This is a genomic window from Streptomyces sp. NPDC092952 (assembly GCF_044754785.1).
In the GTDB taxonomy this organism is placed as follows: domain Bacteria; phylum Actinomycetota; class Actinomycetes; order Streptomycetales; family Streptomycetaceae; genus Streptomyces.
In genome coordinates this window covers 762,320-785,797 of the sequence record NZ_JBIVPT010000002.1, presented here as the reverse complement: position 1 = coordinate 785,797, position 23,478 = coordinate 762,320, and the positions used below count along the sequence as shown (strand labels likewise).

Here is a 23,478-nt window from a genome sequence, read left to right as displayed (position 1 = left end):
CCGTTCTGTGCCTCTGCGAAGGCCCGCCCGGCGCCGCGTCGGGCCCGCCCCGGCCCGCACGGCCCCGGGAACACGGGAACGGGGGCCCGGGACAGTGTCCCGGACCCCCGTCGGAAGTCCTCCCGCGCCCGCGCTCAGACCAGCGGGCCGCCCGGCAGCTCGACCTTCGCGCCGAGCTTCTCCAGCTTCTCCATGAAGTTCTCGTAGCCGCGGTTGATCAGGTCGATCCCGTGCACCCGCGAGGTGCCCTGCGCCGCCAGCGCGGCGATCAGGTACGAGAAGCCGCCCCGCAGGTCCGGGATGACCAGGTCCGCGCCCTGCAGCCGGGTCGGGCCGGAGACGACCGCCGAGTGCAGGAAGTTGCGCTGGCCGAAGCGGCAGTCCGAGCCGCCCAGGCACTCGCGGTAGAGCTGGATGTGCGCACCCATCTGGTTGAGCGCGGAGGTGAAGCCGAGCCGGGACTCGTACACCGTCTCGTGGACGATGGACAGGCCCGTGGCCTGCGTCAGGGCCACCACCAGCGGCTGCTGCCAGTCGGTCTGGAAGCCGGGGTGCACGTCCGTCTCCAGGGCGATGGCGTTCAGCGGGCCGCCCGGGTGCCAGAAGCGGATGCCCTCGTCGTCGATCTCGAAGGCGCCGCCGACCTTGCGGAAGGTGTTGAGGAAGGTCATCATCGAGCGCTGCTGCGCGCCCCGTACGTAGATGTTCCCCTCGGTGGCCAGCGCCGCGGACGCCCAGGAGGCCGCCTCCAGGCGGTCCGGGATCGCCCGGTGCGTGTAGCCGTCCAGCCGGTCCACACCGGTGATCCGGATGGTCCGGTCGGTGTCCATCGAGATGATCGCGCCCATCTTCTGCAGTACGCAGATGAGGTCCTCGATCTCCGGCTCCACGGCCGCGTTGGACAGCTCGGTGACGCCCTCGGCGAGCACCGCCGTCAGCAGCACCTGCTCGGTCGAGCCCACCGACGGGTACGGCAGCCGGATCTTGGTGCCGCGCAGCCGCTGCGGGGCCTCCAGGTACTGGCCGTCCGCCCGCTTCTCGATGACCGCGCCGAACTGCCGCAGCACGTCGAAGTGGAAGTCGATCGGCCGGCCGCCGATGTCGCAGCCGCCCAGCCCGGGGATGAAGGCGTGGCCGAGGCGGTGCAGCAGGGGGCCGCAGAAGAGGATCGGGATGCGCGACGAGCCCGCGTGGGCATCGATGTCGGCGACGTTCGCGCTCTCCACATGGGTCGGGTCCAGGATCAGCTCGCCCGGTTCGTCACCCGGACGGACCGTCACCCCGTGCAACTGCAGCAGCCCCCGGACCACCCGCACGTCCCGGATGTCGGGCACGTTGCGCAGCCGGCTGGGCCCGCTGCCGAGCAGCGCGGCGACCATTGCCTTCGGCACCAGGTTCTTGGCGCCTCTGACGCGGATCTCGCCCTCCAGCGGGGTTCCGCCGTGGACAAGCAGGACATCGTCTGTGCCGGTCATGAATCTCGCGTTCCGGAGTGGTCGGGCAGGGGGCCAAACGAAAGAGTAATGGCCCGCCACCCCCTCTCCGTAAGAGAACGGGGGGTGTACGAACGTCATGAATCCGCCACAACACGCTCTGCTCCCCGGGTCTTGCGGAGTGTCACCGTCCGCATGGCCCTCCGCACGGCGCGCTCCCCGTGCACCCGTGCGCCCTGAGCTGCGCCGCGTCCTGCCGGGTGGTGGGGCGCCCCGCCCGGTGCCCGCGCGGGGCGAAGATGCGGGATCATTTCTGCCATGACCGAGGTGTCCTCGCTCACAGGGCGACTGCTCGTGGCCACACCCGCGCTCGCGGACCCGAATTTCGACCGCGCCGTGGTGCTCCTCCTCGACCACGACGAGGAGGGCTCCCTCGGCGTGGTCCTGAACCGGCCGACCCCGGTGGGCGTCCGCGACATCCTGATGCCCTGGGCGGGCCTGACCGGCGAGCCGGACGTGATCTTCCAGGGCGGCCCGGTCTCGCTGGACTCGGCGCTCGGCGTGGCGGTCATCCCGGGCGACGAGGGCCCGCTCGGCTGGCGCCGGGTGTACGGGGCGATCGGCCTGGTGGACCTGGAGGCGCCGCCGGAGCTGCTGGCGGCGGCCCTCGGCTCGCTGCGGATCTTCGCCGGGTACGCGGGCTGGGGCCCGGGGCAGCTGGAGGCCGAACTGACCGAGGGCGCCTGGTACGTGGTCGAGTCGGAACCCGGTGACGTCTCCTCCCCGCGCCCCGAGCGCCTGTGGCGTGCGGTCCTGCGCCGTCAGCGCAGCGAGCTGGCGATGATCGCCACCTACCCCGACGACCCGTCGCTGAACTGAAGGCCCTGGCGGTCGGTACCCTTGGCGGTTATGAGCACTCTCGAGCCCGAGCGCGGGGCAGGTACCGGAACCCTCGTGGAGCCGACGCCACAGGTGTCGAACGGCGACGGCGACCACGAGCGCTACGCCCATTACGTCCAGAAGGACAAGATCATGGCGAGTGCCCTGGAGGGCACCCCCGTGGTCGCACTGTGCGGGAAGGTCTGGGTGCCGGGGCGTGACCCCAAGAAGTACCCCGTCTGCCCCATGTGCAAGGAGATCTACGAGTCCATGGGCGCCGGCGGCGACAAGGACAAGGGCGGCAAGGACAAGAAGTAGCGGTCCTCCCGGCCGTCCGGCCGTATCGCTCCGGGCCCCCGGGGTGCGTTCCCACACGCACCCCGGGGGCCTTCGCGTTGCCCGGCGCGTCCCCGGCCGCGGGTCCGCCGCGTTGCACGGGCTGCTCCACCGGGTCACAGAGTGGTTGAGACCACTTGTCGGCATCTGCGTGCGCACCTACTCTCCTGCCAGTTGTGCAGTACGAAACGCGCGTTGCGTATGTTGCAACACCTACCGGTAGGGGTTCCCGGATGAAACTGTCTGCCCGAATTGCCGCCCCGGTCGCGGCGCTCGTCCTGGCGGGACTCACCGCCACCGCCTGCGCGCCGCAGACGTCCGACAACAAGGCCGAGGGGGACGCGAAGACCGGCACCCTGCGGGTCTGGCTGTTCCAGGAGGTCGGCAACAAGCCCAAGGAGAAGGTCGTCGACGCGGCGGTCGCCGAGTTCGAGAAGGCCCACAAGGGCGCGAAGGCCGAGATCGAGTACATCCCCGTCGACACCCGCGCCCAGCGCATCAAGGCGGCGTTCAACGACCCGAAGAGCGCTCCGGACCTGATCGAGTACGGCAACACCGACACCGCCGGATACGTCAAGGACGGCGGACTCGCCGACATCAGCGAGGAGTTCGCCGCCTGGGGCGAGGCCGCGGACACCGACCCGGTCGCCCGCCAGTCGGTGACGGTCGGCGGCAAGGTCTACGGCGCCCCGCTCTTCGTCGGCGTACGGGCGCTGTACTACCGCACCGACGTCTTCCGGGAGCTGGGCATCGAGGCCCCGAAGACCCAGGCCGAGCTGATCTCCACCGCGAAGAAGGTCCACAAGAAGAAGCCGGACCTGTACGGGCTGGCGGTCGGCGGCGCGTACACCTACGGCGCCATGCCGTTCATCTGGGCGGCCGGCGGCGAACTCGCCGAGGAGAACGGCGGCACGTACAAGTCCGCCATCAACAGCGACAAGGCCCGCAAGGGCATCGAGGCGTACACCTCGCTCTTCGGCGACGACAACTGCCCGGCCGCCAAGTGCGCCGCGATGGGCGGCAACGCGACCGTCACCGCCTTCGCCTCCGGCAAGGCCGCCATGGCGATCGGCGGCGACTTCAGCCACGCCGCCGTGGAGGCGGGCTCGGTGAAGGGCAAGTACGCGGTGGTGCCGCTGCCCGGCACCACGGCGGGCTCGGTCGCCCCCGCGTTCGCGGGCGGGAACAACATCGGCGTACTGAAGAGCAGCGTGCACCGGAGCCTGGCCGTCGACCTGATGAAGGCGCTGACCGGCAAGCGGACGCAGGAGAAGATGTTCGACGCGATGGGCTTCCTGCCGACCTACACCGACGTGCGGGAGACCGCCGCGAAGAAGGAGCCGTTCGTCGAACCGTTCGTCCGGACGCTCGGCGCGGGCGCCAAGTTCGTCCCGGCCTCGCCGGGCTGGGGCCGGATAGACGCCTCGCTGGTGCTGCCGACGATGTTCCAGGAGATCGTCAGCGGCCGCAAGGACGTGGCGAAGGCGTCGGACGACGCGGCGAAGAAGATGGACGCCGCGTTCACCGACGCGGGCTGACGATGACCACGATCAGCACCGCACCCCGCACCACCGCCAAGGCCGGGGCCGCGCACCGGGCGCGCGGCTCCGGCTGGACCCCCTGGCTCTATCTGCTGCCCGCGCTCGTCCTGCTGGGCGGGCTGCTCGTCTACCCGATCTACCAGCTCGGCCTGATCTCCTTCCTGGAGTACACCCAGGCCCAGGTCAGCGGCGGCGAACCGACCACCTTCCGGGGCCTGGGCAACTACGCCGAACTCTTCGGCGACGGCCAGTTCTGGCAGGTCCTCCTGGCGACCGTGCTCTTCGCCGCCGCCTGCGTCGTCTCCACCCTGCTCGTCGGCTGCGCGCTCGCCGTCCTGCTGACCCGGATCAGGGCCGTGCCCCGGCTCGTCCTGATGGCGGCCGCGCTCGGCGCGTGGGCGACGCCCGCGATCACCGGGTCCACCGTCTGGGTGTTTCTCTTCGACCCCGACTTCGGCCCGGTCAACCGGGTGCTGGGGCTCGGCGACTTCTCCTGGACGTACGGGCGCTACAGCGCCTTCGCCCTGGTGCTCCTGGAAGTCCTGTGGTGCTCGTTCCCGTTCGTGATGGTGACGGTGTACGCGGGCATCCGGGCGATCCCCACCGAGGTGCTGGAGGCCGCGGCGCTGGACGGCGCCTCGCAGTGGCGGATCTGGCGCTCGGTCACCGCCCCGATGCTGCGGCCGATCCTCGTCGTCGTCACCATCCAGTCGATCATCTGGGACTTCAAGGTCTTCACCCAGATCTACGTCATGACCAACGGCGGCGGCATCGCGGGCCAGAACCTGGTGCTCAACGTGTACGCGTACCAGAAGGCGTTCGCCTCCTCGCAGTACAGCCTCGGCTCCGCCATCGGCGTCGTGATGCTGCTGATCCTGCTGGCCGTCACGCTGGTCTACCTGCGCCTGGTGCGGCGCCAGGGGGAGGAACTGTGAGCGCCCTGAGCGGTTTCCGGATCCGCCGGCCCGGCCGGCTGGCCGCCGAGGCGGCGGCCCTGCTGATCGCCGCCGCCGTCGCCTTCCCGCTGTACTGGATGGTGCTCTCCGCCCTCAAACCGGCCGGGGAGATCCAGTCCGCCAACCCCCGCCCCTGGACGTTCGCACCGTCCCTGGATTCCTTCCGCCGGGTCTTCGAGCAGCAGGACTTCGGGCGGTACTTCCTCAACAGCCTGATCGTCGCCGGCACGGTCGTCATCGCGTCCGCGCTGGTCGCCTTCCTGGCGGCGACGGCGGTCACCCGGTTCAGGTTCCGCTTCCGCACCACCCTGCTGATCATGTTCCTGATCGCGCAGATGGTGCCGGTCGAGGCGCTGACCATCCCGCTGTTCTTCCTGATGCGGGACTTCGGCCAGCTCAACACCCTCGGCGCGCTGATCCTGCCGCACCTCGCGTTCTCGCTGCCGTTCGCGATCTGGATGCTGCGCGGATTCGTCCGGGCGGTGCCCGAGGCGCTGGAGGAGGCCGCGTACCTCGACGGGGCGAGCCGCACCCGCTTCCTCTGGCAGATCCTCTTCCCGCTGGTCCTCCCCGGCCTCGTCGCCACCAGCGTCTTCTCGTTCATCTCCACCTGGAACGACTTCCTGTTCGCGAAGTCGTTCATCATCAGCGACACCTCCCAGTCGACCCTGCCGATGGCGTTGCTGGTCTTCTTCAAACCCGATGAGAACGACTGGGGAGGGATCATGGCGGCATCGACCGTGATGACCGTCCCCGTACTGGTCTTCTTCGTACTCGTACAGCGCCGCCTGGTCTCCGGACTCGGCGGAGCGACAAAGGACTGACTCATGGACCTGGACAAGGACCTGATCCCCGCTCCCGTGCACACCGGTGGCGACGGGCGGTACGGCTTCCTGTTCGACCCGTCCACCACCATCTCCGCCGCCCCCGGCACCGAGGACACCGAACGCTGGCTGCGCTCCACGCTCGGCGCCGCCTTCGGACTGGCCCTCGCCCCCGGCGGCTCCGGGGACGCGGAGGACGCGGGGGACGCGGGGGACAACTCCGTACGGCTGCGCCTGGACCCGGCGCTGGAGCCCGAGGGCTACCGCCTGACCACCGGGACCGGGCAGTACGTCGAGATCACCGGCGGCAGCCCCGCGGGCGTCTTCTGGGGCGCCCAGACGCTCCGCCAGCTCCTGGGCCCGGAGGCGTTCCGCCGGGCCCCCGTCGCCCCCGGGGCGCCGCGCTCCGTCCCCGCCGTACGGATCGAGGACCACCCCCGCTTCCCCTGGCGCGGCCTGATGCTCGACGTGGCACGGCACTTCCTGCCCAAGGACGACGTCCTGCGCTACCTCGACCTCCTCGCCGCCCACAAGCTCAACGTCTTCCACTTCCACCTCACCGACGACCAGGGCTGGCGCATCGAGATCAAGCGCCACCCCCGGCTCACCGAGATCGGCTCCTGGCGGCCCCGCACCAAGCACGGCCACCGGGCCTCCGAGCTGTGGGACGAGACCCCGCACGGCGGCTACTACACCCAGGACGACATCCGCGAGATCGTCGCGTACGCCGCCGAGCGGCACATCCGGGTCGTCCCCGAGATCGACATCCCGGGCCACTCGCAGGCGGCCATCGCCGCCTACCCCGAACTGGGCAACGCCGACGTCGTCGACACCGCCGCCCTCTCCGTCTGGGACACCTGGGGCATCAACGCCAACGTGCTCGCCCCGACCGACAGCACCCTGCGCTTCTTCGAGGGCGTCCTCGAAGAGGTCCTCGACCTCTTCCCCGCCGCCACCTCGCCGTTCATCCACATCGGCGGCGACGAGTGCCGCAAGGAGCAGTGGAAGGACTCGCCCGCCGCCCAGGCCCGGATCGAGGAGTTCGGCCTGGCCAACGAGGACGAGCTCCAGTCCTGGATCATCCGCCACTTCGACGCCTGGCTCACCGCCCGGGGCCGCCGGCTGATCGGCTGGGACGAGATCCTGGAGGGCGGCCTCCCGGCGGGCGCCGCCGTCTCCTCCTGGCGCGGCTACCGAGGGGGCGTCGCCGCCGCCGAGGCGGGCCACGACGTCGTCATGTGCCCCGAGCAGCACGTCTACCTGGACCACCGTCAGGACGGCGGCCCCGACGAGCCGATGCCCATCGGCTTCGTCCGCACCCTGGAGGACGTCTACCGCTTCGAGCCCGTACCGCCCGGCCTCTCCGAGGAGGCGGCCCGGCACATCCTGGGCACCCAGGCCAACGTCTGGACCGAGGTGATGCAGAACCGGGCCCGCGTCGACTACCAGGTCTTCCCGCGCCTCGCCGCCTTCGCCGAGGTCGCCTGGTCCCCGCTGCCCGCCCCCGCCGAACGGGACTACGCGGACTTCGAGCGCCGGATGACCGCCCACTACCCCCGGCTCGACGCCCTCGGCGTCGACTACCGGCGCCCGGACGGACCGCTGCCCCGGCAGAAGCGACCCGGAGTGCTGGGCCGCCCTCTCGACGGACCACCCCCGAACGTGTGATCCCGGCCGCCGGCCCGACCGGCCCCGGCCCCGGCCGACGCACCCCGGGCGGGTGCGTCGGCCGGCGGTTTTTTGTCCGGAACTCGCCCTGCCGCACGGGCGTGGCGCGAGGGGACACCACCCCGTCCCAACCGCGACAAGCAGCGACGAACAGCGGCAATTCACACTCCACACCGAATCAGTCCGAAACAGGAACATTCCCTCGATCGAGGAGGGATGCGCCCTTCGCGGACCCTCGCGCCGGTCCGATCCGAAGATGTGCCAGAGTTGCCACGTCCGGGCTTCGAGCACGTACCGTACGGCCAAACAGCCGGACAGCCGGGACACCGGGAAGGGGCAGCTGGGTTGACCACGCACGCACCGCAGGCGCCGCAGTCGGTGACGCTGCCGGCCTCGCTCGACGAGGCCGTGGCGGCGCTCGGCGCCATGCCCGCCGCCGTTCCCGTGGCCGGTGGAACGGACCTGATGGCGGCCGTCAACAAGGGGCTGCTGCGCCCCTCCGGCCTGGTCGGCCTCGGCCGGATCAGCGAGCTGCGCGGCTGGCACTACCAGGACGGCCACGCCCTGCTCGGCGCCGGACTCACCCACGCGCGCATGGGGCGCCCCGACTTCGCCGCCCTCATCCCCGCCCTGGCCGCCGCGGCCCGCGCCGCCGGCCCGCCCCAGATCCGCAACGCCGGGACGCTCGGCGGCAACATCGCCACCGCGGCCCCGACCGGCGACGCGCTGCCGGTGCTCGCCGCGCTGGAGGCCGAGCTGGTTGTCGCCGGGCCGGGCGGCACCCGCCGCGAGATCCCCGTCTCGCACCTGCTGGCCGGCCGCGCGATGCTCGAACCGGCCGAGCTCATCGGCTTCGTCCGGGTGCCGCTGCTGCACGCCCCCCAGGTCTTCCTGAAGGCCACCGGCCGCACCGGCCCCGGCCGGGCCACCGCCTCCGTCGCGATCGTCCTCGACCCGGCCCGGCGCGGGGTGCGCTGCGCGGTCGGCGCCATCGCGCCGATGCCGCTGCGCCCGCTGGAGGCCGAGCACTGGATCGCCTCGCTGATCGACTGGGACGGTGAGCGGGGACTGGCCCCCGACGCGCTGGCCGCCTTCGGCGAGTACGTCGCCGCGGCCTGCGTCCCGGACCACGAACCGCCCGCCGACGGGGGAGAGGCGCCACCGCTGCCCCCCGCCGTACTGCACCTGCGGCGGACCGTCGCCGCGCTGGCCCGACGCGCGCTGGGGAGGGCACTGTCGTGACCACCGAGGACCGCAACGACGAGCACGGCCGCCAGGACGACCACCTGCGCCACGGCAGCTGGCAGCCGACGCCGCAGGGCGGCGAGTACGACGACGGCGCGACCGCCTTCGTCCAGCTCTCGCCGGAGGACCTGGCGAACATCCCGCTGGCCGCCCCCGGCCACGGCTACGTCCCGCCGATGATCGTGCCGCTGACGCCCGCCGCCGGGCTCGACCCGACGGCCACCGGCACCTGGGCGCAGCCGGACCAACAGCCGGAGGCGGGCGCCGCGGAGCAGCCGTCCCAGGGCGGCGCGGTGCACTGGCCGGACCCGAACCAGCAGCAGGGGCCGTACGACTACGGCTACGAGTACCCGCAGGCCGTCGCCCCGCACACCACCCAGCACACCCAGCACACCCAGCAGACCTCGCACGTACCGCACGACCCGCGGACCCCGCACGCACCTCAGCCTCCGCACGACCCGTTCGCGCAGCTTCCTCCGGAGCGGTACGGGGAGGGGCAACAGGCCACGGGACAGTGGAACTTCACCGAGTCGGCGGAGTACGGCCTCCCCGCCGGGCAGGCGCCGCACGCCGCCCCGGCCGGCGAGCACCCGGGCCACGGCGGGCACACCGGGCAGTGGACGATCCCGGTCGCCGAAGGCGAACTCCCCGAGGAGTCCGGCGAGTTCGCCGCCTCGGCACTGGCCGCGCAGTGGTACGGGAACGAGAGCCCCTCGGCCACGCTGCCCGGCGGCGCCCCCGCCCCGTGGGCGACGCAGCCGGAACCGGCCGTGCGGCAGGAGCCCGTCGCGCAGCCGGAGCCCGTCGTACAGCCGGAGCCCGTCGCACAGCCGGAACCGGCCACGGTCGTGGAACCGGAACCCGTACCCGTCGTGGAACCGGAACCCGAACCGGAACCCGAACCGGAACCCGAACCGGCCCCCACGGCCGAGGCGGTCGCCCAGGCGGCGCCCGTGGCGGAGCCGGTCGCGGACCCCGCGCCGGAGGCCGCTTCCGTGCCTGCTCCCGAGCCCGTCGCGGACCCTGCGGCGGAGCCCGGGGACGGGCCCGCACCGGCCGTGGACGAGGCCCCCGCCGAGCCAGCACCGGAAGAGGTACCGGAGCCCGAGGCGGAGGCCGAACCCGCCACGCCCCCGGAGGACGCCCCGGAGACGTCGGCGGACGACCCGGAGACCCCGGCGGACACGGAGGCCCCCGAGGCCCCCGACCCCCAGGTGCAGCCGGGCCTCCCCGACGAGCACCCCGCCGTCTCCTACGTCCTGCACGTGAACGGCGCCGACCGCCCGGTCAGCGACGCCTGGATCGGTGAATCGCTCCTCTACGTGCTCCGCGAGCGCCTCGGCCTGGCCGGGGCCAAGGACGGCTGCTCGCAGGGCGAGTGCGGCGCCTGCAACGTCCAGGTGGACGGCCGGCTCGTCGCCTCCTGCCTGGTCCCGGCGGCGACCACGGCCGGCAGCGAGGTCCGTACCGTCGAGGGCCTCGCCGTGGACGGCGAACCCTCCGACGTCCAGCGGGCCCTGGCCAAGTGCGGGGCCGTCCAGTGCGGCTTCTGCATCCCCGGCATGGCCATGACCGTGCACGACCTGCTGGAGGGCAACCACGCCCCCAGCGAACTGGAGACGCGCCAGGCGCTCTGCGGAAACCTCTGCCGCTGTTCCGGCTACCGCGGCGTCCTCGACGCCGTCAACGAGGTCATCGCGGGCCGCGAGGCGCTCCACGCCCCCGCCTCGTCGGACTCCACGTCCCCGGAGCCCGACGAGGCCGGTATCCCGCACCAGGCGGCCCCCGGGGCCGGTAGCGAGCCGCACGCCCAGGACGGAGGCATGGCGTGAGCAACGACGCAGCCACCGCTGCCAACGCCGCCAGCACACGGATCACCACCCCGGCGTTCGACAACCCCGCCGAACCGCCCGTGCTCGGCATCGGCGTCTCCCTGCCGCCCGCCGACGCCCGCGCGAAGACCGAGGGCACCTTCCCGTACGCCGCCGACCTGTGGGCCGAGGGCCTGCTCTGGGCGGCCGTGCTGCGCTCCCCGCACCCGCACGCCCGCATCCGGTCCGTCGACACCTCGGCCGCCGCCGCGATGCCCGGCGTACGGGCCGTCATCACGCACACGGACATCCCCGGCGAGAGCCTGTACGGGCGCCGGGTCGTCGACCGCCCGGTGTTCGCCTCCGACCTGGTCCGCCACCACGGCGAGCCGATCGCCGCCGTCGCCGCCGACCACCCCGACACGGCCCGGCTCGCCGCCGCGGCCATCGCCGTCGAGTACGAGGTCCTCGAACCGGTCACCGACCCCGAGCAGGCGTTCGCCGCCGAACCGCTGCACCCCGACGGCAACCTGGTCCGCCACATCCCGCTCCAGTACGGCGACCCCGAGGTCACCGGCGAGGTCGTCGTCGAGGGCCTGTACCGCATCGGTCGGCAGGACCCGGCCCCGATCGGTGCCGAGGCCGGGCTCGCGGTGCCCCGCCCGGACGGCGGCGTGGAGATCTACACCGCCTCCACCGACCCGCACGCCGACCGCGACCTCGCCGCCGCCTGCTTCGGCCTCGAACCCGAGCGGGTGAAGATCGTCGTCACCGGCGTCCCCGGCGCCACCGGCGACCGCGAGGAGCCCGGCTTCCAGCTCCCGCTCGGCCTGCTCGCCCTGCGCACCGGCTGCCCGGTCAAGCTGGCCGCCACCCGCGAGGAGTCCTTCCTCGGCCACTCCCACCGCCACCCCACCCTGCTGCGCTACCGCCACCACGCGGACGCCGACGGGCGGCTGGTCAAGGTCGAGGCGCAGATCCTGCTCGACGCGGGCCCGTACGCCGAGTCCTCCTCGGAGTCGCTGGCCGCCGCCGTCGCCTTCGCCTGCGGCCCGTACGTCGTCCCGCACGCCTTCATCGAGGGCTGGGCGGTCCGCACGAACAACCCGCCGTCGGGCCATGTCCGCGGCGAGGGCGCGATGCAGGTCTGCGCCGCGTACGAGGGCCAGATGGACAAGCTGGCCGCCAAGCTCGGCATCGACCCGGCCGAACTGCGGCTGCGCAACGCCCTGTCCACCGGCGACATCCTGCCCACCGGCCAGACGGTGACCTGCCCCGCCCCGGTGGCCGAACTCCTCACCGCCGTAAGGGACTTCCCGCTCCCCGCGCTGCCCAAGGACACTCCGGAGGGCGACTGGCTGCTGCCCGGCGGCCTGGAGGGCGCGGGCGAGCCCGGTGCGGTGCGCCGGGGCGTCGGCTACGCGCTGGGCATGGTCCACATGCTGGGCGCGGAGGGCGCCGACGAGGTGTCCACGGCCACGGTCCGGGTCCACGACGGCATCGCCACCGTCATCTGCGCCGCCGTCGAGACCGGGCAGGGCTTCTCGACCCTGGCCCGCCAGGTCGTCCAGGAGACCCTGGGCATCGAGGAGGTCCACGTGGCCTCCGTCGACACCGACCAGCCCCCGGCCGGACCGGCGACGCACGGACGCCACACCTGGGTGTCGGCCGGGGCGGTGGAGCGCGCCGCGAAGATGGTCCGCACCCAGCTCCTCCAGCCGCTGGCCCACAAGTTCGGCATGTCCACGGAGCTGCTCCAGATCGCCGACGGCAAGATCACCTCGTACGACGGGGTGCTGTCCACCACGGTCACCGAGGCGATGGACGGCAAGGAGCTGTGGGCCACCGCCCAGTGCCGCCCCCACCCGACCGAGCCGCTGGACGCCTCCGGCCAGGGCGACGCCTTCGTCGGCCTCGCCTTCTGCGCGATCCGCGCGGTGGTGGACGTCGACATCGAGATCGGCTCCGTCCGGGTCGTCGAGATGGCGGTCGCCCAGGACGTCGGCCGGATCCTCAACCCGGCACAGCTCGCGACCCGGATCGAGGCCGGGGTCACCCAGGGCATCGGCGCCGCGCTCACCGAGAACCTCCGCACCGCCCGCGGCCTGGTCCGCCACCCGGACCTCACCGGGTACGCGCTCCCGACCACGCTGGACGTCCCGGACATCCGGATCGTCGAACTCGTCGAGGAACGCGACGTGGTGGCCCCCTTCGGCGCCAAGCCCGCCTCGGCGGTGCCGGTGGTGACCTCCCCGGCAGCGGTGGCGGCCGCCGTCCGCGCGGCCACCGGCCGCCCGGTCAACCGCCTCCCGATCCGCCCCCAGGCGGCCGTCGCCGCGCACAACTCCTGAGTCCCGCACGCGTGGTGTGCTCCGGGCTGCGGACTCGGCCCGGAGGCGCACGGCGACGTCATCGCGAACCTGGAGCGGCTGTCCGCGCTGCTCTCGGCTCTCAGCTCTCAGCTCTCGGCTCTCGGCAAGAACGATGTGGTGGAGTAACACGGTCGCCACGACGTGGTCGCACAGGCGCCGGAGGAGCGGCCGGTCGGCGATGACGGGTCGCGGCAGCCGCATGGCGGTGCGCGGAAGAGCATCCGTGATCTCTGACGGCTGAGAGCGGTGGCTCGGAGTCCGGGCGCGACGGAGGCAAGGGGAGCCGGCGACGGACAGCTTCGCCACGCTGCGGGGATCCGCGAGATCGCGAAGGACTCGAAGGCGCGCCCGCCAACTCGCCCCGGCATGGGCACGGATGGGAGTGGCTCGCGTACTGACGGTGAGATGTAGTGTTCCTGGTCGGAGAGATCGGCAGGGGGAACGGAGGGCCGCGCATGGCGTGGGACGAGTGGGAGCAGATCAAATCCGAGGTGACCGATCGGCAGTCCGTGGCGATGCGGGTCAACCACGTTCCGATGGATCCACCACCCGCTGGCCCCGGCGCCGTAACAGGTGGTTTGAAGTCCAGCAAGAAGGCGTGGGTCGCGGCCGGGGAAGAGGTGGGATCGCTTCGCCGGAGCATCGGCACCGCGCTGACCCGGCTGGAGAACGGCCAGGCGGGGCTCGGTGCGGCCACGGGTTGTCTGAGTGCGGCCGCGCAGAAAGAGGTGTACGACTCCTGGAAGAAGTACGCCGAAGGAGTCGGCGAGCGGTGCGGCGCACTTCAGGGGATTCTGGAGCAGGTGGGCCATGACCTGTTGTCGACCGATGACGCCGTCAAGGGCGAGATGCGGAAGCTGAACCTCAAGTACGCGGACACGGGCGCCGTCGGCGGCCACGCGAAGGGCCAGTGACATCGGGATGGACTACGCCACGCTCAAGGCTTTGGAGCCAACCGAGTTCGAGGACGCCGCCGACGGGTACCGCTCCGCGGGCAAAGTGGCTCAGGAGGCCAAGGAGCACTTGGAGAACACCGTCGCGGCGGGCATGCGCGAGACGTTGGAGGGCGAGGCCGCGGAGGCGGCGCAGAAGCAGTTTCGAGCCCTGGCGCAGAACTTGCACTACACCTTGACCGAATGCGGCGTGATCAGCACGGCGCTCAACGGCTTCGCCCACGACATGGCGGCTGCCAAGCGCAAGCTGAACGCGGCGATCGAGGACGCCCAGGCGGACGGCTGCACGGTGAACGCGGACGGATCGGTCACATATCCGGCGGGTCGGAGGCCGGGCGAGGAGAAGGCCGCTGACGGCGGCACGGTGACGGGAAGCGCCGGAGGCGGTCCGGTCTCCGATGCCCTGGAGCGCCAGGCGGCGAGCATCCACCCGAACCCGAACTACGGAAAAGCGGCGGGATACGCGAACCGGATCGCTGACGCGCTCGAGGAAGCCGCGGACGCAGACAAGAAGTGGGCGCCGAGGATAAGGGCCCTCAAGGCTGATGACGACTTGACCGTGTCCGCCCGGGACTGGGCGGACGTCACGTCAGACACGGCAGGTGTGCGCGGGGCGGCCGATGCCTACCTCGACACGATCGAGCCACCGCCCAGGAGCGACTGGCCACAGGACAACGCCAACTGGTGGAAGGGCCTGTCCGAGGAGCAGCGCGCAGCCTATGTCTCCATGCACCCCGCAAGTGTCGGAGCGCTCGACGGCCTCCCCTCCGACGTGCGCGACGAAGCAAATCGCACCGTGCTTGCGGAACAACGCGGCGCCAAGCAGGTGGAGTACGACGCCTGGCTCAAGAAGGAGCCGGAGCAGTACAAGCCCTACATCAGCCCCCTCACGGGTCGCGAGGTGAAGGGTGCGATGGTCCCTACCGAGGAGTGGAAGGAGTGGAACGAGAAGAAACAGAAGTTTGAGGGCGGCTTCAAGGGCATGGACGATATCCAGAGGCGTTTCGACAGCTACACGAGCGAGAGCAGTCGCCCCTATTTACTCGGATTCGACGGCAACGACATGGGGCGCGCCATCGTTTCCATCGGAAATCCTGACACTGCCGACAACGTGGTGACGTATGTGCCCGGAACGTTCGCCAAGCTGGAGTCCATCGACGGAGACCTCGGCAGGGCCGTGGCGCTTCAGACAGAGGCGGAGCGTCAGGATCCCGTCCACACGACGGCGTCGATCGTGTGGCTCGGTTACGACGCCCCGCAGGCCATCGCGACCGACGCGGCGGAGACCAAATGGGCCGACCAGGCCGAGGAGCCGCTGGGTAACTTCCTGCAGGGCGTTGAGGAAGCCAACCATCGCGATGTGAATCAGACGCTGCTGGGCCACAGCTACGGGTCCTTGGTGGCAGGCCGGACGATGAGCACCCACATCGACCTGCCGGTCGACAACGCGATCATGGTGGGCAGCCCGGGCGTGGGCGTGGATCACGCGAAGGACCTGAACATTCCGGCGGACCATGTCTTCGCGGCCACGGCCAAGAACGACCTCATCAACCTCGCCCCGCCGCCGGCAGGCCCCCTGGCCCCTCTCAATCCGAAGGCGTACATGGAGCTTTTCGACGACCATTCGATCGTCCACGGAACCGACCCGGTCTCCGACGACTTCGGCGGTGTGGTCTTCGATGTCCCCACCGGGAAGCTCCCGGGTTCTGGTGGCGAGATGATGCCCGCGCACTCCCAGTACTGGGACGACAAGCCCCTCGGCAGCTTGGCGAAGATTGTTGTCGGAGGACGCCCGTGAATCTCCGCAGAGTGATTTCTGCTGCCGCACTGCTGGTCATGACGGCCATGGTGACCGCGTGCGGGGCGCAGGAGGACGGGCAGCAATCCGGCGGAAGAGCATCGAAGCAGGTCACGATGGATGAGCAGCAGGCGATCGACCGGGCAGAGGAAATCATCAACCACGCGGTGAACGGCATGTCACCCAAGCCGACACTGGAGCGCATGGGCCCTGTGCCCGTCGGCCCCTGTATCGCCAGGGACGACCACGGCCCCGATGACCGCGTACAGGTCACCCTCATGTACAAGCTGACCGATGTTCCGGGGCTCGAAGCCCGGAGTCTTGTGCGCCAGGCACGGGATGCCTGGCTCAAACAGGGATACAAGTACAGCCCGTCTGGCGAGGTCGACTGGGCCGGTGCCTTTCCTGCGATCTACATGCGCACGGAGTCCGACGATTTCTGGATGGACGCCGTGACCGGTGTCCTGGATCGTGCCAAGGGTGAGGGTCTCGCCTCTCTCAAGGTGACATCGCCCTGCTTCCTCCCGCCGGAGAAGTCCTCGGCGTCGACCGAGGCCGATCCCGCCGCACTGGAGGAGCCACAGGCCGACGACCCCGCCCGGCATCGGGTCCTCGGCCACTCCAGCCGTGTCTACGATGCCCTGCGGGCCGGGTCGGCGCCCACGCAGCCGGGGGAAGGCCTCAGCGTGGTCCGGGGCGAGTCCGGGGTCTCGGTTCATCACACCTGGTCGACGCGGCCGTTGCCGGAGGACGTGAAGGTACGGGCCCTGGCACGCGCGCAGGGGTACTTCCGGAGCGCGGGATGGAGTGTGCGTCACGTTCCGACGCGCGAGGGCACCCCCGCCGTCGTCGCCCGCCACCCCGAAGAAGGCACGATCGCGCAGGTCGCAGCCTCGACCACCGGTGCGGTGCGCGTCGCGATCACCACGCCTGCCGACGGACCGGCGTCCTCGGACGTGTGATGGTTGTCCTACGGGCCCGTCGGGGCGGACGCCAGGCCTCCTCGGGGCTCACTCGGCCTGATCCGCCCCCCACCGGCTACACCCTCCCGATCGTCCTGGACGCCCCGGGATCCGCATCGCCAAACGCATCGAGGAGCGGGACGTGATGGCTCCCTTCGGCGCCAAGCCCGCCGTTGCCGCGCACAACTCCTGAGTCCCGTGCGGGTGGCGTGATCCGGGTTGCATCTGCAACCTGGGAATGCGCTCCGTCACCGTCCCTCACTAAGGTGGCCCCGAAGTCGGGAGCCGACCGCCGGCCGGCTGCCGTCCAACGGGGGAGGGCACTGTGGGATCGAACGAGCCGGGAACGGGATTACCGTCGTACCCATGGGGCGTCATCGGCGCCGTGGGAGCCGTCGGTGCGGTCTCCCCGGGCGCCGCGAGTGAACTGGTCACCGAACTCTCGTCGTTCACGAAGTTCCGCGACCGTGTCGACCGCCTCCTCCAGGACCTCGCGGCCTCCCCGGCCGGTCCGGGCAGGGTCGGCGCGGACACGGTGGGCCGCGACCGGTTCGGCGGCGGCAGGGGCGAGTGGACAGAGGCGGACGCCCTGCACGGCGCGTACGCCAAGGTCGTCGACGAGCTGGAGGGCCTGTCCCGGCTGCTTTCCGACTGCATCGAGGGCATGAGTATCGCCGTACTCGGCGCCCATAAGGGCTACCAGAACGTCGACCTCGACATCCGGGACCGTATGAGCGCGATCCAGGACCGCGTGAACGCCCAGTGCGGGCCCGAGGTGCCCCCGACGGCAACGGAGCACGGCGACGGCCGCACGAACCGTCAGGAGCGGCCGACGACCGCACCGGAGGACACGTCCGGCGGCGAGGAACTGTGACCGGGCACATGAGCGCGGAAGAGGTGGCTGTATGAGCCCGACCTTCGAGAACATGAGCCACGAGCAGATGCTGAAGTGGCTGGACGAGGCCAGGAGCGGCGAGATCCAGGGCGCGGCGGACCGTCTCCTGAGCGCGGCTTCCGAGATCCGCCGGATCGCCGAGGACCTGAAGGTCCGTCCGCAGTGGGTGGAATGGAAGGGCCAGGGGGCCGACGCGTTCCGTACCTGGAGTGCAGATCTGGCCAATGCGACGCTGCGCCTGGGGGACTACAGCGAGGGCGTCTCCAAGTGGCTCGGCGAGGCGTCGAACGCGGTCGCGTCGGCACAGGCGTCCATTCCCCGGACGGAGGCGGGCGCCCGGGCCAACCTGGAGGCGGCCCTCGCCGCGCGGAACGACCCCGATGCCTCGGACGTGGCGAGGAAGTCCGCGGCGGAGTTGATCGAGACGGGGAAGCGGAACCGCGAGGAGGCGGCCGCGCAGATGAGGAAGCTGTCGCAGACGTACGCCATGTCGTCGTCGCAGCTCGCGTCCCTGGAGAAGCCGGTGTTTCCGGCGATCCCGCAGGCGATGGTCTCGCAGGGATCGTTGGGGCGTGACGGGCAACAGCACAGGAGTGTCTCGCCGGGAGAAGAGGGGGCTTCCACTTCCGGGAGCGTCGGGCGCTCCGCCGTATCCGAGAACGGCGTGGAGGCAGTCTCCGGCGGGTCCGGACATTCGAGGAGCGTGGCGGGCGCAGGCGCGGCTTCGTACGTGGCGCGGCCTTCTGCCCCGGACGCGGTGGGCATGGAGGTCGACGGAGTCGCCGCGCTGCCGGACGCCTCGTCCCCACCGGCCACGAATCCGGCGGTGCCGCCGGTCGGTCCGAGGGCCGACAGTCCCCCCTCCCCGGTGCAGGGTGCCGTTCCACCGGTCCCTCCGTCCCGTATCGGTCCCGCCGGGCCGCGCGGTACGACCGGAGCGGGTGGCACGACGGGCCTGCCACGTCCGCCGGTGTCTGCCCCCGGGCCGACCGCGCCGGGGCCCGGACCGGCAGGGCGTCCTCCGGGGGCCAACGGGATCGTCGGGGGCCACGCGGTACCTCCCGGACCGGCGCGCCCCACCGTGGGCATGCCGCGCGGAACGGTCATCGGCGGCGAGAGCGCTCGTGGTGCGGCGCCCGTGGGGCGAACCCCGGGCATGGGCGGCGGGGTTTCCCGGGTCCCTCCGATCACGGGTGGTGCGGTGGGCGGGCATCAACAGCAGGGCCGGGGACCGGTGAGTGGAGCAGCGCGTGTGGGCTCCGGGGCGAACAGGGCGGGACGGGACGAGCGGCGCGACCGGCCGGACTACCTGGTCGAGGACGAAGAGACGTGGCAGCAGGGCGTTCGCCGCGTTGTCCCACCGGTCATCGACTGATCAGCAACGAACTCACGAGGGACTGGGATGCGCATCAGAGGCGAAGGACCGAAGCGCTGGCGACCCGCGACGGCGGCCGTACTGGGCGTGCTCTTAGTGGCCGGTTCAGCGACGTCCGCATCCGCTGATTCCGTGCGGTCCAAGCAGTGGCATCTCGACGCCATGAAGGCGGACGAGATGTGGCGGACGAGCACGGGCGAAGGCGTGGTCGTCGCTGTGATCGACAGCGGCGTGGATGAGAAGAACCCGGATCTGGTGGGGCAGATCCTCAAGGGGAAGAACCTGGAACCGGACGTCCCGGGCGACGAGCGCACCGACTACCAGGGTCACGGCACGGGCGTGGCGGGTCTGATCGCGGGCACGGGTCGGAGCCATGGAGGGGACGGCGCCTTCGGACTCGCGCCAGGTTCGAGGATCCTCCCGATCCGCATGCCGGAGACGGGAGTCGGGGAGACCCAGGCGGTGGGGGAGGCCGAGTTCAACAAGGTCGTCTCCGTGGCCATTCGCTACGCGGCGGATCGCGGCGCGAAGGTGATCAACATTTCCATGGGGTCGCAGAGCGGCTCACAAGCGCTCAATGACGCGGTGAAGTACGCCCTGGCGAAGGGCTCGTTGATCTTCGCGGCGGCAGGAAACCGGGGGGACGGGGCCAACATGCCCGAATACCCGGCGAAGACGCCCGGAGTCGTTGGGGTGGGTGCCGTCGGTCACGATGTGAAGAAGACCGAAGAGTCCCAGTACGGGCCCCAGATCGACCTCACGGCTCCGGGGATCGACATGGTGCATCCCTGTAAGGGAGGGACCCAGCTGTGCGAGACGAGCGGAACCAGCGCCGCCTCAGCCATCGCCTCCGCCTCCGCCGCCCTCATCTGGTCGAAGCATCCCGACTGGACCAACAACCAGGTCCTCCGGGTCATGCTGAACACCGCCGGTAAGCCGAAGAGCGGCGCCGAGCGCAACGACTACGTCGGCTACGGCGCGGTCCGCCCCCGCATCGCCCTCAAGACCCCGGGCGACCCCGGTCCGCCCGACGTGTACCCGCTCCCGGACCTCGCGGCCGCCGAGAGCCCGAGCCCCAGCCCGGCCGGCAAGCCGTCCGGGGCGGCCGATGCTCCGGAGGACTCCGATACGTCGCCCGCGGCAGCCCCGGCTTCCGGTGACGGCGGCGACGCGGGCCTGTGGATCCGCTTGGGCATTGGCGCGATCGCTCTCGTCGGCGCGATCTCGGCAGCCCTGTTCATCCGCTCCCGCGGGCGTTCCGTTCCGAGGGGAGCCGACTGAGAGGTCCTTTCAGTTGGAGGCGAAAGGGAGCAGAGCCGGAAGCGGGCCAAGGCGGCGTTCTCGGATCGGGTTGTGCCGCGAGCCTCGTGTGAACGATCATCAGGCGGTGAACACGGACTACTGGGTGATGCTCGCGGATACGGAGCGGGAACAGTGGGGGTACGTGCCTCGCCAGACTCTGGGACCGCTCAGCTTCGGCAGCAAGCGCCATGAGGCCGTCACGGCCATGGCAGAACATGGATTTTCAGCTGCGGAAAGCGAGATCGAGCGCTGGAACCCCCAGTGTGCTCAGTGGCGGGTCGAGTTCCGCAGGGCTGAATCGGACGATCGACGACCTGCGGTGAAGTGCTATTTCGTCGAAGGATTGGGATTGACGTGCGTGCTCGTTGATGGGTTGTGTGGCCCTCAAGTCGTCTTCCAAGGGGTCCGTCTGATAGGTCGTGTGCCGTCTGAGCTGGATGCGGAGATGGAGGCTCATGCGCTGGAGCGGGGCTTGGGTATTTGGTATTGCCTCGGGGGAGACCTCAGCTGGCCTGGCTTCGAGTTCGATCGAGGCGCACAGCGCGCGGGCGATGCGGTCGTGAGTTGGGCTTCGTTCTTCAACACGGCGGGAATCACGGGCACCTCTTGGGACATTACGCCGGCTGAGGTCTGGCACCACGGACAGGTCCCCTGACTTCGGCCAGGTGAGAACGGACCTATGCGGTGAGCCGGCGGCAACAGGCAGGGGACGGAGGATCGTGAGGGGGCAGGCACCTGGATGAACGGTGCCTGGTGGGCCCAAGGCTCGTTGCTCTGGCATGGGCATAGTTGAGCAGTTGGTGCCGGATGGACTGTGGGAGCTCTTCCAGGATGTGGCGCCAGAGGCGCCGATGCGCGCCCAAGGGGGTGGTCGGCGGCGGTGTGACGATTGGGCAGCCCTGGCAGCGATTCTCTTCGTCGCCAGGGCAGGCTGCACTTGGCGGTAGCTGCCACCAGTCTTCGGCGCCTCCTGGCAAACGGGTTCACCGGCGTTTTGCTGGATGGTCCAAGGCTCGGGTATGGGCGAAGTTGCACCGGGCGGTGCTGGATAGGCTCAGTGCGAACGGCGAGCTGGACTGGACCCGGTGCGCGATCGACTCAGCAAGTGTTCGGGCGTTAAAAGGCGGCCTTTTGACCGGACCGAGTCCGACCGATCGCGGGAAGCTCGGCTCGAAGATTCACGTCATCTGTGACCGCAACGGTCTACCGGTCTCGGTGGGCGTCTCCGGTGCCGACCTGCACGACAGCCAGGCCCTGATCCCTCTGATGCGCGGCATTCTGCCGATCCGCTCTCGTTGTGGACCGAGACGTCGCCGCCCGGCCAAACTGCACGCAGACAAGGGATACGACTTCGATCATTTGCGGGCGCGGCTCCGCTGCCGCCAGACCACCCCTCGCATCGCCCGTCGAAGCGTCGAACCTTCCAACCGCCTGGGTCGGCATCGCTAAGTTGTTGAACGAACCATGTACTGGCTCAATGGCTGCCGCCGTCTGCATCGCCGCTACGAACGCAAGGCCGGGCACTTCCTCGCTTTCATAGGGAGCACCCTCATCTGCTATCGCCGTTGTACCAACTGAGACAACGTCTGAACTAAGGGCCTGCCGGGAAATAACTTGCTCTCGAACACCCTGACTGAGCTGGAGTGTCAAGAGCCAGAACACGCAAGTTATTTCCCGGCAGGCCCTAAGGACTTGCCGGGAATCAACCTATGGGTTTCGCGACCTGGGCTCGCAGGTCAGCGTGCTGCTGGCCCACATGTTGTTCTCCGGCAAGCCCTAAGGGCTGTCCCACATGTGCCTTGTGAAGCCGTCGTCCGGGACAGTGCGTGCGAGAGGATCTAGAGCAAACTGGGTCCATCGAGTGTTCAAGAGGCAGCTGTGGTTGACGAAGCGAGGGCGGTCGAACTTTTCCGGGTCGCAGATCCGGTTCAGAGTGTCTCCGTTGAGGTGAGATGTGGTGAGCCTCTGTTGATGGGGGAAGAGCGGTACTACGCGGCCGAGATCGTTGTGGAGAGCGGCTTCGTTGGCGGACGGGTTGGGCTGCAGGTGTCGCTGGGGGACCTGGATGAGTGGGAGCGGTGTCTCGATGCCCTTCAGGCCGAGGAGGGGGCCGCGTGGCCAGCGGGTGGCCGTAGCGCCTGGTTGGAGGTGGTTCCGGAAGACCCGGTGGAGGTGACGGTGCACGACTCGCCGTCGACGCAGATCGCCGTCTGTGTGCCGATCGATGCCGGCTCGGAGTGGCTGCAGGAGAACCGGCTGCGGTTGGCCGGTGTCCGGGAGGCGGTCAGGCGCCCCTCATAGAGCCCACCAGGTGTGATCATCTTCGTGTGACTGGTGTGATCACGGCGTCGCAGTCGTCCTGGATAGGCCCGGTCACCCGGGCGAGCCTGCGGAGTTTCCGCAACCTCGTCACCGCGCTGCGGCGCGAAGGAGCGGAGCCGGCCCGGCGGGGAAGGCCATGGGGCCTGGCACTGGAGGATCGGGTTCTGCTGGTCACGGCGTACTGGCGAATGAACTTGACGATGCGGCAGCTCGGCCTATTTTTTGGGATCTTGAATTCCGCTGCCGACCGAGTCATCAACCATCTCGGGCCCCTGCTCGCCCTCCAACCCCGCAAACGATTCCGCAAGGACACGGTGCTCATCGTGGATGGAACCCTCGTGCCCACGCGCGACCACTCGGTGGCCGAGCAGTCCAAGAACTAACGGTATTCCGCCAACCACCAGGTCGTTATCGACGCTGATAGCCGCCTGGTCGTCACGGTTGGTCGGCCCCTGCCCGGCAACCGAAACGACTGGAACTGTCGGGGGCGAAGGACTCCGTCGGGAACAGCACGGTGATCGCCGACGGCGGATACCGCGGAACCGGCCTGGTCATCCCGCACCGGCGCGAACCTGGCCAAGCCGAACTCCCAGCTTGGAAAGAGGAGCACAACCGATCACACCGTAAGGTCCGCGCCCGCGTCGAGCACACCTTCGCCCGGATGAAGAGCTGGAAGATCCTCCCTGAATGCCGCTTCAAGGGCGATGGCGTGCACCACGCCATACTCGGCATCGCCCGCCTGCATAATCTCACACTCGTCGGCTAGCCAACGGACTTGCGGGACTGCGGTGTTCTCGATACCCAGG

At 70.4% G+C, this 23,478-nt stretch carries 18 protein-coding genes and 2 pseudogenes; 18 read left to right on the top strand and 2 right to left on the bottom strand.

Annotated features, from left to right (window positions below; all coding sequences use genetic code 11):
• Positions 1-134 precede the first annotated feature (134 nt).
• Positions 135-1,475, bottom strand: a complete 1,341-nt coding sequence (murA, locus tag ACIQGQ_RS07410; RefSeq protein ID WP_352273685.1) for a UDP-N-acetylglucosamine 1-carboxyvinyltransferase — start codon at positions 1,473-1,475, stop codon at positions 135-137.
• Positions 1,476-1,751: 276 nt separating this feature from the next.
• Between murA and ACIQGQ_RS07405 the strand changes: the two genes are divergently transcribed.
• From ACIQGQ_RS07405 to ACIQGQ_RS07345, 13 genes are all read left to right on the top strand, one after another.
• On the top strand, positions 1,752-2,312 hold the full coding sequence (locus ACIQGQ_RS07405) for a YqgE/AlgH family protein (protein WP_402391816.1): 561 nt from the start codon (positions 1,752-1,754) through the stop codon (positions 2,310-2,312).
• Between the two features lie 30 nt (positions 2,313-2,342).
• Entirely contained in the window at positions 2,343-2,630 is a 288-nt protein-coding gene (locus ACIQGQ_RS07400) for a DUF3039 domain-containing protein (protein ID WP_026250415.1), read from the top strand.
• Between the two features lie 251 nt (positions 2,631-2,881).
• A complete protein-coding gene (locus tag ACIQGQ_RS07395; protein ID WP_402391813.1) occupies positions 2,882-4,186 on the top strand; it encodes an extracellular solute-binding protein in 1,305 nt (434 codons plus the stop codon).
• A 2-nt stretch (positions 4,187-4,188) separates the two neighbouring features.
• Positions 4,189-5,124 (top strand): carbohydrate ABC transporter permease, encoded by a 936-nt coding sequence (locus ACIQGQ_RS07390; protein WP_402391810.1) that lies wholly within the window; start codon positions 4,189-4,191, stop codon positions 5,122-5,124.
• Positions 5,125-5,129: 5 nt separating this feature from the next.
• Positions 5,130-5,969: a carbohydrate ABC transporter permease gene (locus ACIQGQ_RS07385; RefSeq protein WP_402392011.1), complete on the top strand. Its 840-nt coding sequence runs from the start codon at positions 5,130-5,132 to the stop codon at positions 5,967-5,969.
• 3 nt (positions 5,970-5,972) lie between these two features.
• Entirely contained in the window at positions 5,973-7,637 is a 1,665-nt protein-coding gene (locus tag ACIQGQ_RS07380) for a beta-N-acetylhexosaminidase (RefSeq protein ID WP_402391808.1), read from the top strand.
• Positions 7,638-7,982: 345 nt separating this feature from the next.
• Entirely contained in the window at positions 7,983-8,879 is an 897-nt protein-coding gene (locus tag ACIQGQ_RS07375; RefSeq protein WP_402391805.1) for an FAD binding domain-containing protein, read from the top strand.
• Positions 8,876-10,714, top strand: coding sequence for a 2Fe-2S iron-sulfur cluster-binding protein (locus ACIQGQ_RS07370; RefSeq protein WP_402391803.1), 1,839 nt, complete (start codon positions 8,876-8,878; stop codon positions 10,712-10,714). Before ACIQGQ_RS07375 ends, ACIQGQ_RS07370 begins: the two co-directional genes overlap by 4 nt.
• Positions 10,711-13,044 (top strand): xanthine dehydrogenase family protein molybdopterin-binding subunit, encoded by a 2,334-nt coding sequence (locus ACIQGQ_RS07365; protein ID WP_402391800.1) that lies wholly within the window; start codon positions 10,711-10,713, stop codon positions 13,042-13,044. Before ACIQGQ_RS07370 ends, ACIQGQ_RS07365 begins: the two co-directional genes overlap by 4 nt.
• Before the next feature lie 476 nt (positions 13,045-13,520).
• Entirely contained in the window at positions 13,521-13,979 is a 459-nt protein-coding gene (locus ACIQGQ_RS07360; RefSeq protein ID WP_402391798.1) for a hypothetical protein, read from the top strand.
• Between the two features lie 7 nt (positions 13,980-13,986).
• The gene (locus tag ACIQGQ_RS07355) at positions 13,987-15,816 is read left to right on the top strand and encodes an alpha/beta hydrolase (protein ID WP_402391795.1); all 1,830 of its coding nucleotides are present in this window, start codon (positions 13,987-13,989) and stop codon (positions 15,814-15,816) included.
• An 11-nt stretch (positions 15,817-15,827) separates the two neighbouring features.
• On the top strand, positions 15,828-16,778 hold the full coding sequence (locus ACIQGQ_RS07350; protein ID WP_402391792.1) for a hypothetical protein: 951 nt from the start codon (positions 15,828-15,830) through the stop codon (positions 16,776-16,778).
• A gap of 325 nt (positions 16,779-17,103) precedes the next feature.
• The gene (locus ACIQGQ_RS07345) at positions 17,104-17,652 is read left to right on the top strand and encodes a hypothetical protein (protein WP_402391789.1); all 549 of its coding nucleotides are present in this window, start codon (positions 17,104-17,106) and stop codon (positions 17,650-17,652) included.
• Between the two features lie 267 nt (positions 17,653-17,919).
• Here ACIQGQ_RS07345 and ACIQGQ_RS07340 read toward each other — a convergent pair whose 3' ends face one another.
• On the bottom strand, positions 17,920-18,297 hold the full coding sequence (locus tag ACIQGQ_RS07340; RefSeq protein ID WP_402391787.1) for a hypothetical protein: 378 nt from the start codon (positions 18,295-18,297) through the stop codon (positions 17,920-17,922).
• Between the two features lie 883 nt (positions 18,298-19,180).
• Here ACIQGQ_RS07340 and mycP point away from each other — a divergent pair.
• The 5 genes and pseudogenes from mycP (at position 19,181) to ACIQGQ_RS07315 (ending at position 23,438) form a co-directional block, all read left to right on the top strand.
• Positions 19,181-20,329 (top strand): type VII secretion-associated serine protease mycosin, encoded by a 1,149-nt coding sequence (mycP, locus tag ACIQGQ_RS07335; RefSeq protein ID WP_402391784.1) that lies wholly within the window; start codon positions 19,181-19,183, stop codon positions 20,327-20,329.
• Between the two features lie 106 nt (positions 20,330-20,435).
• Positions 20,436-21,005 (top strand): hypothetical protein, encoded by a 570-nt coding sequence (locus ACIQGQ_RS07330; protein ID WP_402391781.1) that lies wholly within the window; start codon positions 20,436-20,438, stop codon positions 21,003-21,005.
• Positions 21,006-21,135: 130 nt separating this feature from the next.
• Positions 21,136-21,928 (top strand): annotated as a pseudogene (locus tag ACIQGQ_RS07325) (IS5 family transposase).
• Positions 21,929-22,228: 300 nt separating this feature from the next.
• Positions 22,229-22,651, top strand: a complete 423-nt coding sequence (locus tag ACIQGQ_RS07320; RefSeq protein WP_402391778.1) for a DUF5959 family protein — start codon at positions 22,229-22,231, stop codon at positions 22,649-22,651.
• A 26-nt stretch (positions 22,652-22,677) separates the two neighbouring features.
• Positions 22,678-23,438: pseudogene (locus ACIQGQ_RS07315) on the top strand (transposase).
• Positions 23,439-23,478: the final 40 nt, after the last annotated feature.

Bases quoted from the DNA above. Each gene is read 5' to 3' on its own strand.
- ACIQGQ_RS07400 (WP_026250415.1), top strand. From the start codon at position 2,343: ATGAGCACTCTCGAGCCCGAGCGCGGGGCAGGTACCGGAACCCTCGTG.
- murA (WP_352273685.1), bottom strand. From the start codon at position 1,475: ATGACCGGCACAGACGATGTCCTGCTTGTCCACGGCGGAACCCCGCTG.
- ACIQGQ_RS07405 (WP_402391816.1), top strand. From the start codon at position 1,752: ATGACCGAGGTGTCCTCGCTCACAGGGCGACTGCTCGTGGCCACACCC.
- ACIQGQ_RS07395 (WP_402391813.1), top strand. From the start codon at position 2,882: ATGAAACTGTCTGCCCGAATTGCCGCCCCGGTCGCGGCGCTCGTCCTG.
- ACIQGQ_RS07355 (WP_402391795.1), top strand. From the start codon at position 13,987: ATGGACTACGCCACGCTCAAGGCTTTGGAGCCAACCGAGTTCGAGGAC.
- ACIQGQ_RS07390 (WP_402391810.1), top strand. From the start codon at position 4,189: ATGACCACGATCAGCACCGCACCCCGCACCACCGCCAAGGCCGGGGCC.
- ACIQGQ_RS07360 (WP_402391798.1), top strand. From the start codon at position 13,521: ATGGCGTGGGACGAGTGGGAGCAGATCAAATCCGAGGTGACCGATCGG.
- ACIQGQ_RS07380 (WP_402391808.1), top strand. From the start codon at position 5,973: ATGGACCTGGACAAGGACCTGATCCCCGCTCCCGTGCACACCGGTGGC.